Source organism: Phycisphaerae bacterium, assembly GCA_019636475.1.
Lineage (GTDB): Bacteria > Planctomycetota > Phycisphaerae > UBA1845 > UTPLA1 > JADJRI01.
The window spans coordinates 458,062-470,482 of record JAHBXN010000003.1 but is presented as its reverse complement, the minus strand read 5'-3'; the positions used below and the strand labels follow the sequence as shown (position 1 = coordinate 470,482).

General features: G+C 58.7%; 9 protein-coding genes. 4 read left to right on the top strand and 5 right to left on the bottom strand.

From position 1 onward, the window contains the following. Window positions 1–81 precede the first annotated feature (81 nt). Window positions 82–1,092 carry a flagellar motor switch protein FliM gene (gene fliM, locus KF841_07460; GenBank protein MBX3395190.1) on the top strand — a complete coding sequence of 337 codons (1,011 nt, stop codon included), beginning with the start codon at window positions 82–84 and terminating at the stop codon, window positions 1,090–1,092. Between the two features lie 91 nt (window positions 1,093–1,183). Here the strand turns inward: fliM and KF841_07455 are convergent, their stop codons facing one another. After that, window positions 1,184–2,599 carry a class II fumarate hydratase gene (locus KF841_07455; protein ID MBX3395189.1) on the bottom strand — a complete coding sequence of 472 codons (1,416 nt, stop codon included), beginning with the start codon at window positions 2,597–2,599 and terminating at the stop codon, window positions 1,184–1,186. Window positions 2,600–2,981: 382 nt separating this feature from the next. Here KF841_07455 and KF841_07450 point away from each other — a divergent pair, with 382 nt between their 5' ends. Both KF841_07450 and KF841_07445 read left to right on the top strand, forming a co-directional pair. Beyond that, entirely contained in the window at window positions 2,982–3,695 is a 714-nt protein-coding gene (locus KF841_07450; protein MBX3395188.1) for a hypothetical protein, read from the top strand. Continuing rightward, window positions 3,692–4,156 carry a prepilin-type N-terminal cleavage/methylation domain-containing protein gene (locus KF841_07445; protein ID MBX3395187.1) on the top strand — a complete coding sequence of 155 codons (465 nt, stop codon included), beginning with the start codon at window positions 3,692–3,694 and terminating at the stop codon, window positions 4,154–4,156. Before KF841_07450 ends, KF841_07445 begins: the two co-directional genes overlap by 4 nt. Before the next feature lie 59 nt (window positions 4,157–4,215). Here the strand turns inward: KF841_07445 and KF841_07440 are convergent, their stop codons facing one another. The 3 genes from KF841_07440 to KF841_07430 form a co-directional block, all read right to left on the bottom strand. Next, window positions 4,216–4,380 carry a hypothetical protein gene (locus KF841_07440; GenBank protein MBX3395186.1) on the bottom strand — a complete coding sequence of 55 codons (165 nt, stop codon included), beginning with the start codon at window positions 4,378–4,380 and terminating at the stop codon, window positions 4,216–4,218. A gap of 163 nt (window positions 4,381–4,543) precedes the next feature. Then, window positions 4,544–7,729 carry a hypothetical protein gene (locus KF841_07435; protein MBX3395185.1) on the bottom strand — a complete coding sequence of 1,062 codons (3,186 nt, stop codon included), beginning with the start codon at window positions 7,727–7,729 and terminating at the stop codon, window positions 4,544–4,546. Between the two features lie 386 nt (window positions 7,730–8,115). Continuing rightward, window positions 8,116–9,525, bottom strand: coding sequence for a magnesium chelatase (locus tag KF841_07430; GenBank protein ID MBX3395184.1), 1,410 nt, complete (start codon window positions 9,523–9,525; stop codon window positions 8,116–8,118). Window positions 9,526–9,727: 202 nt separating this feature from the next. Here KF841_07430 and KF841_07425 point away from each other — a divergent pair, with 202 nt between their 5' ends. Continuing rightward, window positions 9,728–11,326, top strand: coding sequence for a hypothetical protein (locus KF841_07425; GenBank protein ID MBX3395183.1), 1,599 nt, complete (start codon window positions 9,728–9,730; stop codon window positions 11,324–11,326). A gap of 569 nt (window positions 11,327–11,895) precedes the next feature. On the opposite strand, the gene KF841_07420 is transcribed toward KF841_07425, so the two are convergent. Further along, on the bottom strand, window positions 11,896–12,228 hold the full coding sequence (locus KF841_07420) for a hypothetical protein (GenBank protein MBX3395182.1): 333 nt from the start codon (window positions 12,226–12,228) through the stop codon (window positions 11,896–11,898). Window positions 12,229–12,421 lie beyond the last annotated feature (193 nt).

The window sequence follows — 12,421 nt, the reverse complement described above, 5'->3', positions numbered from 1 at the left end:
ACGGCTTGTCCGATAAACAGGCACGCTTGGCGCTAAGGACGCGCAATTTGTGCGCGGTTTTGAGGCGCCGCGAAGGATCGCATGGCCGACATTCTCGATCAAAGTGAAGTCGATGCGTTACTCAATGCCGTTGGTGAAGGCGATGTGGATGCCGAAACGGGCGTCGTCAGCGCCCGTCAGCCGGCTGCCAGTACGACGCGGGACGTCGCGCTCTACGATTTCAAGCGTCCGGAGCGCGTCAGCAAGGATCAGATGCGATCGCTTCAATCAATACATGAGGCGTTCGCACGCAATTTCGGCGCGTCGCTGTCCGGTTTTCTAAGGACCATCGTCGAAACCCGCGTCTCGACGACCGAGCAGCTCACCTACAGCGAATTTATTCACTCACTCCCCAGTCCGACCTGTTTCACTTTGCTTTCCGCCGACCCCCTGGACGGCCAGCTCTGCCTGGAACTGAGCCCACTGATCGTCTTTCCGATCGTCGACCGCCTACTCGGCGGCACGAACACCGAGATTTTTATACCGCAGCGACCGCTCACGGCGATCGAGATGCGGCTGATGAGCCGCATCATCAATCGGGCCCTCGCGAATCTGGCGGAGGCGTGGACCGACCTGATCAAGGTGACGTTTGCAGTCACCGGCACCGAGAGCAATCCGCATCTCGTGCAGATTGTCGCTCCGAATGAAGTGGTGGTGGTGGTTGGATTCGAAATAAAAATCGGGGCGAGGGCGGGCACGATGAGTATCTGCATTCCCTTCAACGTGATCGAGCCGGTTGTCGGGAAGCTCGGCGCTCAAAGCTGGCTGGCCTATTCACACAGGGTTGGCAGCAAAGCTCAGGAAGACCATGTCGCACACAACCTGAAAAAGGCCCGTGTCGAAGCCCGAGCCTACCTCGGTGCGACCGAACTCACCGTGCAGGAACTCATTTCGCTTGCGCCCGGCGATATCCTAAAACTCGAGAAGCTCGCTTCGCGGGATTTTATTCTCCAGGTCGAAGGTCGGAATAAATACGCCGGCCGCATCGGAAAGCTCCGAGGGCATCGCGCATTGCAGCTCACGCGCCGAGCAATGCCCGACGAGAATCTATAACCCGCCGAACCCGCATAGCATCTGAAATGTTCTGGTCACGCGCGGCGACCGGTCCGGCCCAGTCAGATCGCGAGACCGGCGCCGGCCGGAGTCAGTCGCCCTTGCCACTTGCACCAGGTTCGGTCATCGCGCGGGGATCAAGCAGTTCCTTGAGTTTGGACTCAGGCACCACATTTTCCTCCATCGCGACCTGGCGGACCGTCTTGCCGGTCGCGTACGCCTTCTTCGCGATCCCCGCAGCGCGGTCATAGCCGATCACCGGCGCGAGCGACGTACACATCGCGAGGCTTTGCTCGACCAGTTGTTCCGCACGTTGAATGTCGGCCTCGATGCCAGCGACGCAACGATCGGTAAACACCGTGACGGCCTTGGACAGGATTCGCACCGTCTCGAGGAAGTTATGCGCCATCACCGGCATTCCGACGTGCAGATCAAAATTACCCATCGTCGCGCCGGCAAAATTGACCGCCGCGTCCGCACCAATCACTTGCGCAACGGCCTGGAGGACCATTTCGCACATCACGGGATTCACCTTTCCGGGCATGATCGAACTGCCTGGCTGCGTCTCCGGAATTCGAATTTCGCCAATGCCGCATCGCGGGCCCGAGGCCAGCCAGCGGATGTCATTGGCGATTTTTGCGAGGCTGACGGCGATCGTCCGAACAAGCCCGGAGGCTTCGATGAATCCGTCCTTCGCGTGCTGCGCTTCGAAGTGATTGGCCGCTTCCACAAACTCCATGCCTGTTTTGCTGGAGATCAGCTTTACGATTGTCGGGGCGAAGTCCTTATGCGTGTTGATGCCCGTGCCGACCGCCGTACCGCCGATCGGCAACTCTCGCAGTGCATGAATTGCGCGTCGGGCCCGTTCGACGCTGAGTCTTGCCTGAGCCGCGTAGCCGGAGAATTCCTGCCCCAGTCGAATTGGCGTGGCATCCTGAAGATGCGTCCGTCCGATTTTGACAATGTGGTCGAACGCCTTGGTCTTGCTTTCGAGCTGGGCTGCCAGCGCGGTCAATGCCGGGATCAGTTCGGATTTGAGGGCATCACACGCGGCGACATGCATTGCCGTCGGAATCACGTCATTTGAGCTTTGGCACTGATTGACGTGGTCGTTCGGGTGAATCGGGTCTTTGGAACCGACGACTCCGCCGCTCATTTGGATCGCGCGGTTGGCAATCACCTCATTCGCGTTCATGTTCGTCGACGTTCCCGAGCCCGTCTGAAAAATATCCAGTACGAACTGCTCGTCCAGCTTGCCGTCAACCACCTCCTGGGCGGCCTTGACGATCAGATCGACCTTCTCCTTCGGAACGATCCCGAGCCTGCCGTTCGCTTCAGCGGCGGCCTGTTTGATGATGCCGAGCGCTCGAATGTAGCGGCGACCGAAGCGATAGCCCGAAATCGGGAAATTCTCAACGCCGCGCTGGGTGGAAGCACCCCAGAGTGCGGAAGAAGGAACGGTCATCGGCCCCATGGAGTCTTTTTCGATGCGTGTTTCAGTCGCCATTTTTGCGGTCCTCGGTTTTTTTGTGATTCTTCCGGTGCCTTTCAGAATCGCCATGCCAGCCGCACGCCGGATCAACATCGGCCGCCGGGAACGGCATGAGAATAAAGCGCCGGAGCCCGCTTGACCATCGAGTGCCATTCGCCTGTGCGCACCGCCATGAACGCCTTGCGGCGATTCAATATCTTCTCCGGCAAAAACAATGCCGTGCGGGCGGATATTCTGGGAACCTGCGGGTTCGAATTAATACAGAATAGCCGTTAATCCGATTTCTCGGTCGAGGGCCCTGAATGATCGCAGGGCCCTGGACCGGATCAAACCTCCACGAGACGAAATCGCCAGGCGGATTCGTGTGGCTAGCGATGCACGGGGCTGGAGTGCAAGTATGGCTCGAACGAGGGCGCATCGACTGTTTCGGATGCTGACTATCTCTGTGGCGGTCCTCCCTTTTTCGTCTTACGCCGCGTGGCAGGGCTTTCTGGGCATTTTCTCGCCACCGTCGGCTGCCGCCCATGAACTGTCCGGGTTTGTTGGTTTGCCGACTGAGTCGGCGGCGATGCCCAATGATCGCATCGCTATCGACGACGCAGGTCGATCATGCACGTCTTGCGAATTAGAGGCTGTCGAACTCCGAGTGCAGACGGACGATGTGAATTTCATCGGCCACGCGTTCCTGTGCGTCGGCGCGACGTGTGTTGGCTTCCGCACGGATGTCGATGACCACGGCCTGTCGGACTATCTCTGGCCGCTTTCGGCACCAACGCAAGGCATTGCGGTCGACGATTCTGCGCACGCTTACGATTACGTTCTGACGTATCGGGTCTGCCCACTCACGGCGAGGCTGCTTGAAAGCTCGATCCGCCGACACAGCCGGATGCCTTACCAAGTTGGAGATTGGCGCGGCGGTCGCAATTGCGCGACGTGGGCGCGGGATCGCTTAATCGACGTCGGCCTCGCGCCGCCGCCCGGGGATTGTCCGAATCGCATGGCGTGGTCGATGCGACGGAGCCGAGAGCACCTAGACCCGAGCAATTCGACCGGTGAGTTTCTGGTCAAATCGCCTGAGCCGCGTCGAGCAAGGAAGGGTGCAAACCGATGAAGCAACCGGGTGGACATCACAGGCCGGCGTGGACGCGCAATCACGCGTTCACGCTGATTGAACTGGTGACGGTGATTGTCATCATCGGGATTCTGTCGGTCGTCGCGGTGCCCATGTTCCTGGATTACAAGATTGACGCCATGAAATCCACATGCAAAGGCGCGGTCGGCGCGATGCGCGCCGGCATCGCGAATTTCCGCGCATGGTCGACCACCGATGCCGGCGGGGCGGTCGCGCGATTTCCAACCATCACCGAACTGGAAACGGCCGGAACGATCCTGCGCGACGGTGTGCCGGACAATCCATTTGATGGCGGCGCAACGAAGAACAATGTCGTCGATGCGACAGGTGAGACAAGCGGGACAATCGTCGGCTCTGACGGCGGCTGGTGCTACAATCCCGACACCGGCGAGGTCTGGGCCAATACCCTGACCAAGAGTGTGCTTGAAAGCCAGTTCTAGCACACAGTCAGCGAAACACTCGCCGCTCGTCGCGTCGATATGGAAGATGCTGCCGAGCCTCAGGCGGTCACGGCAGGCATCTCCGCCGGGAAGAAAATCTGAAACAGGCTCATCAGCGATGTCACGCCAAACGAGATCAGCGACGGAATAAACAGCAATCCCAGTACCGAGCCGAACAGGCCATCGATCAGCAGGTTGATGGGGAGAAATCCGGGCAAGAACATTTTTCAGCCTCCAGAATCGGGACCGACTTAGTTGGACGGTCCCAGCAAATCCTACATCAGGTGTCCCTGAACCTTCGCCGATCAATCTTTCAATCGACGACACTGTGGTGAACAACTCAGGATGTGGTCAGCCGCCTCACGGCAGACGACTTCTTCGCAACTTCTAACGATGGTAATGTGCATCGTACTCGACGGTGGAGAGAATCTCTTCGCCTCTGAACATCAGCGCACGATGTGATTTCGGCAAATCCTCCAACTCGACCCGCGACTTCTCAAACATCCGTCCGACATATCCGCCGTCCTTCAGGAAAAGGAAGCTGTCGTACGCGGCTTTGTAGAGTTCGGGGTCGGAGTGAATGCTGCCGCTCTGATCGAACAGCACCAGGTCGCGATAGCCGCGGAGGGGGCCGGTCGTCAGGATATGATTGTCGGTCGAGCGATATGTGCCAAGTTTGAGGATGGTCGAGACGGCCTCAAGGAATGAATCGCCGTAGGCCTCGCGAAATCGCAGAAAGTGAATGGCTGCGTCGCGACGGATGTGCCAGATCATTTCCTCGGTGAGGGGATATAGTCTGCGGCGTTGGAACCAGCCGACCGATGGCGAGTAGGCCAGGTACTGGTTCGCATACTCGTCAGGAATCAGTTCCGCGCCAAGTTCGTCGACAATCTTCACGAGCTGATCCAGCGCAAATCGACTGGGACTGTTGTTCAGTGCAGTGATGATCCGATCGGCGTCGTTCCAGTGACCCATGTTTCGCAAAGAAACGCTCGGCGCTGGAAAGAAGTCTTCGTCGTACTCCAGCAGCGATCGAACTTCAGTGACGAATCGGCTGACAAAGTCCGTCTGAAGGCCCTTGCGCGCGCCGCCCGCGTCGGCGATCATTCGACGGTTCATCAGCATTCGCGTCGTGGCCGTTTCCCAGGCTTTGGGAGAAATGTCCCCGGGAAAACGATTGGGGTTTACCCGGTTGAACGGCCGCTTGACCCGCGTGGGATCGAGAACCGGGAAGCTCAGCCCGAATCGCAGCTTGGCGAGCCGCTCGCATGGATGCTCAGAGCTGGACAGGAAGGGGACGTCCACATCGGACGACGGCCGTTTCTGCAGCGGCAGCTCGTAATATCCGAGGTTTCGGCCCTCTACGCGATCGGACAACTCGCGTTCACGCGTCGGAAACCGCGAGCGAATGAGCAGGTGGGTCATGCTTTTTTCGCTGTTTTGCCGTTCGCCCCGCTCCATATCGGTGAGGATGGAACTGCCCTCGAGGCCGTTGCCTGACTTGGTGAAGAAGGACGAAATGGGCGTCACATTGTTGGGCGAGAGAACCGTCGTGAATGATGTCAGGTCGTTGGCATCGCCAAGCTGCGTGGTGCCGGGCGATTGGACGATGTTACCCTGACTCGAAAAGAAGGTGAGCGTAATTGTGGAATTCTGCTCTTTCTTTTCGAATTCCTTGTCGCCAAGCGTCGTGCGAAGGCGTTCGGCGAAAACGATGGCGTACGTCCGACGCGGATCGCTCGGTCGCAGAAACTTCGAGCCGCGCTCCTCGATCAGGTCGTCCAGCCGTGCCTGCAATGCGGTCCGCGAGCTCATGCTCAATAGATCGCGCTTGATGTCCGGCGAGACAAACGGATCGCGCAGAAACATGGTAAGCAGCACCTTCAGGCGGAACTCTTCTTTTTCCTCGCGCGTCAGCGTCGTGGACGATCCGGGGATGGGGGCGATGACGAAGTCCTCGACGACAAGCCATGTACCGGCCGTCGCTTTTATTTCACTAATTGCGCCGGTGCCGGTCGCCACGATGAGCTGCTGATTCTCCTGGGAAATCAGCGCCGCGATGCCCTTATAGGTGCGGGTGTTTGGTCCGACCGGAACGGAAAACTCCGTGAGTGTGCCGGTCTTCTTGATCTTGTGGACAATCAGGTTTCGTTCGATTCGTTCCCACAACTCCCGCATGCTGTCCACGACTTCAGTGGTCAGCGTGTGTGCGATTCCGTCGGGACCGATATAACTGAAACCCGTGACCTGCTCGCGCCCGTCAAAAAATACGTCGTCGGCGCCGACGGAGAAGGTACTCCCAAGCGTCGTCACCTCCGTGCCGACTCGAATCGGCGGCAAGGTCGGCGGTGCGATTGTGATCGGTGGCGTGCCGGCCGGAAGCGTGCCGGCCGCGACCCCCGATAGCGTCTGCACCGTCAACTGCTGATTTGCGACCGCGAGCAGCGAATTCAACCCAAGTTCCCGGAAGACCGAACTGCGCTTGAATCGCTTGGCGTCGTGTACGCCCTGAACCTGGGCGGACACGCGCGACGCGATCGCTCCTTCGACGATCTCGCGGTCCGTCAATCGCACCGCTTCGATGCTGATGATCGCGTCTTCGGCCATGCGCCGTTCAAACTCATCAGCGGCGGAAAGGAACTCGATCAGCATGTCCCGAGGCAGCACGATGTCGACATCCCCGATGTCCGGATCGAAGTAGATGCCCGAACGATCGAGACCGGCCGGCGCGGCGAATCCGGCGATTTCCATTTCGCGGTTGATGCGCTGAACCAGCGGGCGAAGCCGCTCGATGAATTCGCCGTTGCGAATGATGTAACTGAAACGACGCGATTCCTTGAGCCAGTTCGGCGCGGTAGCGGGGTCGCCTCCGTCCGCCAGCCCCAGTGATTTGGCGATGCGCTGGCGAATCTCCTTTTTCTCAACTTCGGCGAGGTCTCCGCGTCTGCGAGCGTCGCGGATCTGATTCAGTTCCTGATCCGCAAGCCACTTCCAGTATTCCGGAGTCGTGCGATCCATCCCCGGATCGCCGCCTTCGAGAATCTGACGGGCGCGATGAATCGTCCGCAGCGCGGCGGCCCGATATTCAGCCTCGGTGACGTCATGTACCAGAAACCCGATCACCTCATGTTGCGGGCCGATGTACGGCTTGGCGAACAGGTCCGCCGCGTCCACCGCGATTTGCCGCGATTCGGGAACCACCCGGATGATCACATCGCGGTCCGGGACGAACTTGTCCGCGAAGTTGGTGGTGAGATAAGGGAGCATTTCATCGAGCAGAGCGGTCATGTTGACCTTCTCCACGGCCGCGTGCATCGCCGCACGCTCATTGCCGAGACGGACGGGGAGGGGAGCGTCGGTTTGCTCAAGGATGGCAGCCAGCGTTTCCGGCGCAAACCGTGCCGTGAAACGTGGAGCGCTTTCGGTCGAAGTGCTGGAACCGGGGCGCAATTCAATCGTCACGGACTCAGCGGAATTGACTATTTTCTGTTCCGTTCCGTCTGCCGGCTTAGCAGCCGCGACGGGATCTTGATTTAGCAAAAGGAGCGTGAACGTGACGGCGAGCCAGTTCATAGAAATTTCCCCGAGGATTATGAATCCGGTGAATGTCGACGTAAGTGGTGCACTGGACTTTTATCGGCATAAATGGGGGGAAATTCTCGCGGGCGTGGGGGAGAAATTCGGCAATTTGGCGGCCGTCAGCGGGCAAGGCCCTCACCGTTTACCTGCCGTTCTGCCACGGACAGGATTCTGGCGGGCAATCTTCCTTGGCGATTTGTCTGACTGAAAAGGATATTCTTTGTCGGAATCTTCCGGCAGGCCCACCTGCCAACCCGAAGCGGCGGTGCTGGCGATCCTTGGAGAATTCAAAGCGATTCCCTGCGGCCGCGGGGTGGCTGCGTACGCAGCAGGGCGTGGCGCGAACGAACATGTGCATTGATCGGGACCGTTTTGAGGAATCAGGTCTCGAACGTCACTCGGCCATGTCGTGCGGATCGCGAGATTTTTTCATGAGCAAACAGTCCGGCGAGAATAAATTCGACGCAACTCGCACGCATCGCCGGATCGCTGGAATTGTTGACCTCGAACGCCTTGTCCCACGCCGGCGGCACCCGCTTGAGTCGCTCGGCGTACGCGCTCGAAGGAAGCAGGTCACCCACTTCGATCGAAACGCCCTTGCCGAAGATTGAAGAAATCTCCTCGATTCCGTGTTCGTCGCAATACTCGTCGAAAACCTTTCGAATCGCCGCGACCTGCACGGCCTCAATGACCTGTGACTCCGTCATCTGGTGGCTGCTCATCAGGTCTAGCTCCAATTTGCCAAGCGACGAGGAACCGATGTGTGCGAGATCGGAGATTCGCGGCACGGCCAGTGGCTCGCCAAGAAGGGCCGCGCGCCGCCGCGCACTGGCGATCATGGTTCGATAGTTGGAAATGCTCAGCCGGGCGCTCACGCCGGATTGTGCATCGACAAAATCGCTCTTGCGGGCTTCGATGGTGACCTGCTCGCAGATTTCCTTCATGAAGAGCGGCACGCGAACCGGGAAGTTCCCCTTATCGGTCTCCAACCCGGCCTCTTGCTCCATGATCGCGATTCCAATCTCTCGCTCGCGCGGATAGTGCGTTCGAATTAACGAACCGATGCGGTCCTTCAACTGGGGAATGACCTTTCCGCTGCGGTTGTAGGTTGATGGGTTCGCGGAAAAAAGAATCACCACGTCGATGTCAAACCGGACGGGGTAGCCGCGAATCTGAACATCGCGCTCTTCGAGGATATTGAACAGGCCGACCTGGACGAGCTCGTCCAGCTCGGGAACCTCGTTCATCGCAAAGATGCCGCGGTGCATTCGCGGGATCAGGCCGAAATGGAGCGCGTCCTCAGCGCTCATGCTGGTGCCGGCCGCAAGCTTGGAGGGATCGATTTCCCCGATCAGGTCGGCGAACTTCGTGCCGGGCGCCAGTCGTTCGGCGTATCGCTCCTCCCGAGGCCACCACGCAATCGGCGTTGCGTCACCCTCTGCGGCGATCAATCGCCTGGCTTGCCTGGTCATCGGGTGCAGCGGATCGTCATGCAATTCGCTTCCAGCGACATAGGGGATGTATGGATCGAGCAGGCGGATCAGCCCGCGCATGAGGCGGCTTTTGGCTTGGCCTTTCTCACCCAGAAAGAGCATGTCGTGCCTGGCGAGGAGGGCGATGCAGATCTCCGGTATGACCGTGTCCGAATAGCCGATGATGCCGGGAAACAAGTCTTCGCGAGCGGCAAGCAGGCGGAGCAGGTTGTCATGCAGTTCTTGCTTGACAGACTTTGATTTCCAGCCGGCCGCTTTGAGCTGGCCTAGAGTCTGAATCCGGGCATGATCAATCATCGATGAATTCTCCGCTTGCCATGTTCGAGCATCATTCTAGTCGCCATTACGGGCTAGACTCCGTCCTCTGACCGGAAATTACGCAGAGCATCCGGGTCGGCATATCAGACGGTCTGCTGGTCTGCCGATGAATGAGGGTGGCTGCGGCTGAGTGGGCGAGCGTTCAAGTCGCCTGAAAACGATCGCCGGATGCGGAGCTCATTTGTACGAAAACGCGACGGTCATCAGTCTAAAGGGCGCGACGCCGGGCGCCAGGAGGCACACGGCCGCGAATGGGCGGCACGCGGAAGCCGCCGGCGACACATTCCGGCCGGCCGTCGCAACGATCGATCGGATTCCTGTATGGCTGCCGGCGATGCTGTTGTCGGTTGTCACAATCTGGCCGACCCTTGGCGGATGGTGTTCACTTACACCGGATAGCTTCGATTACCTCACATCGGCCCGATCTCTCTATGAATCGGGGCGTTTCCCCGATGCCTACTTGATGCGGCCGCCGGGTTTCCCGGTTCTGCTGACGCCGCTCCTCCTTTTTGGCGATCCACCTTTGTTAGCCATTCGTTTGCTGCTTGCGATCTGTTTCATCGCGACGTCGGTACTGTCAGCGGTGCTGCTGACGCCCATGCTCGGCCGGCGCGCGGCATCGCTGGTTGGCTTGCTCGTTTCATTGAATGGGCCGATGCTCCTTCAGGCCGCAACTTGCCTGTCCGAGATGGTGTTTCTGCCAATCGAACTGGGCGTGCTGATCCTCATAGACCGAATGGGTCGAGCCCGGATGCCGCGCTGGCGCGCACACGCGGTGTGTGGCGCGCTCGCGGGAGTCGCCGTGATGGTGCGAACGATCGGCGCGGCGCTCGTGCCGATCGGTGCGATCGTGATATTGACGAACTTCAGGCTGCCAAAGCGGGACCGACTTATTGCGATTTTGATCTTTCTGCTCACCGCGTCGTCGATGCCGGCAATGTGGCACATCCGTCAGAGCGCATACGCGGATCAGGATGGCTACGGTCGAATGTGGTTCCAACCGCGCGCCGCGGAGCAGACCACTGCAACCGGTCTGACGCTTCAGGGGCAGCGGTTGATTCGATTCGGCGGCGACCGACTGGCCGATTTGAAACGTGCAGTGATCCCCAATCAGCTTCTTTGGCGGGCATTTCAAAAGCCGTGGGCCGGCATCACCACGGCCCTTGTCGCGCTGATCGTTATTGCGGTGGCGGGGTATCGGGTGCTTCGGTATCGAAGTCCGACCGAGGCGTACCTGCTGGTAGTACTCGGGGTGCTTTCACTTTGGCCATGGGACGAGGGTGTTCGATTGCTCGTGCCGCTGACGCCGATCATTCTGGGCGTAATCCTCTGGTTCGGAATTGCGCTCTTAAGTCGGGTCATGCCTCGACGGGCCTGGGTCGGTCGAAGTGCGGCGACAGCAATCCTGCTTCTCTGCGTTGCAGAATGGACCCAGGTCGTCGCATCCATGCCCGTCATGGAACAAAAGTCGTGCAAGCGGATGAGCGACGCTACACGATTTGCCAGTCAGTTGGCTCTTGAGCTACCGGAAAGCCGGGACGTCGCGTGTATCTGCCGGAATGGATATAACCTGAAGCTGACCTTTCTGGGTGGGAAGTACCTCTCCCGGCGGAATAATGTCCGGATTATTGACTTTGGACCCGATCAGAATATCAGCCGGCTCTTAATCGGGTATTATTACGCAGTTATCGCGAATGACCTGATTCCAGATCTCGAGATGACGGCTAACATGACCACGATTGCGATCGGTCCGGAGTACTCAATCATCTGTCAAAAATAGATTAAGGATCGTTAATTCTGGAGTTTGCAGATCCAGGAGACCGTGGATTGGGTGCTAACCAGTCATTTTGTATCGGTAGTATGGGTAGAAATACCCATTGGTTTCCATAATAAGGCCTTCGCCATCGATAGGAGTCGCAACTGTGGTTTTGGCATGATTTTTGCCGTTAACCCTATTTGTGCTTCCGACGATGTGTCGGAACATTGCAGCGATCCGGGCTCAATGAGGAGACTTGCATGATTCCGGTAGTCAGCGACTTAATTGCGTTACTTCAGGGCATCTTTGGGGATCTCTGGGGTGTCGTTAGTGGAGTGATTAACGCGGTTCTCGCGATCTTCGGCCTGTAAAGGCGGCATGAATTGCGAATTGGAACAGCCCCTCCGGCATGGTGTCGGCGGGGCTGTTTCATGTACCAAATGCTGCATGCCATAATGCAAGAAGGGCGAGCCGTCGAATGTCTCGGCGGCTCGCCCAGTCTTTTTATCGGAGCTACCGATGACTGAAAGTCATCGGACGCGCCGATTTTCAACAAAGGTCGATCTGATCGCTTCTGATTGAAGGTTGTCGAATTACCAGCAGCCGGGGCGCGAATAGACGATCCGCGGCGCGCAAATCGGCCGAGGTGCGTAGTATCGCGGCCCACATGAGCTGTAGCCGTAGCTCCGGTAGCTGTATCCGCCGTAGTACCCACCAAAGCCACCGTAGCTTCGACTGACGTAGCCGGAGCGATAGTAGCCGCCACGTGGCGCGCAGTCACCGCGATACCCGGAGTTGTAATACACTCCGAACGAGCGGCTTCGGCGGTGATGATCTCCCGCCCGGGCCTCAGCGGGATTGAAAGCAGCCATCATGAGGACGGCGGCCGCCACTCCCAATGCCAGTTTCCATTTGCCAGCGATCATGTTCGTTTCTCCTTGTTCAGAACTGTGAAATGAGAACCCTCCGGCGTGCCGATCGTCGCATCGAACGGAGGGCCGATCCCCGCGGATCGGACCTATCCATAGACCTCGCCTCACCCCAAAGGTTAGTCTTCGTGCGTAAAAATTTCACACTACCCGCATTTAGCACGTACGAGGCGGCGCCCGCGGACTGACG

Bases quoted from the DNA above. Each gene is read 5' to 3' on its own strand.
- KF841_07435 (MBX3395185.1), bottom strand. From the start codon at position 7,729: ATGAACTGGCTCGCCGTCACGTTCACGCTCCTTTTGCTAAATCAAGAT.
- KF841_07440 (MBX3395186.1), bottom strand. From the start codon at position 4,380: ATGTTCTTGCCCGGATTTCTCCCCATCAACCTGCTGATCGATGGCCTG.
- fliM (MBX3395190.1), top strand. From the start codon at position 82: ATGGCCGACATTCTCGATCAAAGTGAAGTCGATGCGTTACTCAATGCC.
- KF841_07430 (MBX3395184.1), bottom strand. From the start codon at position 9,525: ATGATTGATCATGCCCGGATTCAGACTCTAGGCCAGCTCAAAGCGGCC.
- KF841_07450 (MBX3395188.1), top strand. From the start codon at position 2,982: ATGGCTCGAACGAGGGCGCATCGACTGTTTCGGATGCTGACTATCTCT.
- KF841_07455 (MBX3395189.1), bottom strand. From the start codon at position 2,599: ATGGCGACTGAAACACGCATCGAAAAAGACTCCATGGGGCCGATGACC.
- KF841_07445 (MBX3395187.1), top strand. From the start codon at position 3,692: ATGAAGCAACCGGGTGGACATCACAGGCCGGCGTGGACGCGCAATCAC.
- KF841_07420 (MBX3395182.1), bottom strand. From the start codon at position 12,228: ATGATCGCTGGCAAATGGAAACTGGCATTGGGAGTGGCGGCCGCCGTC.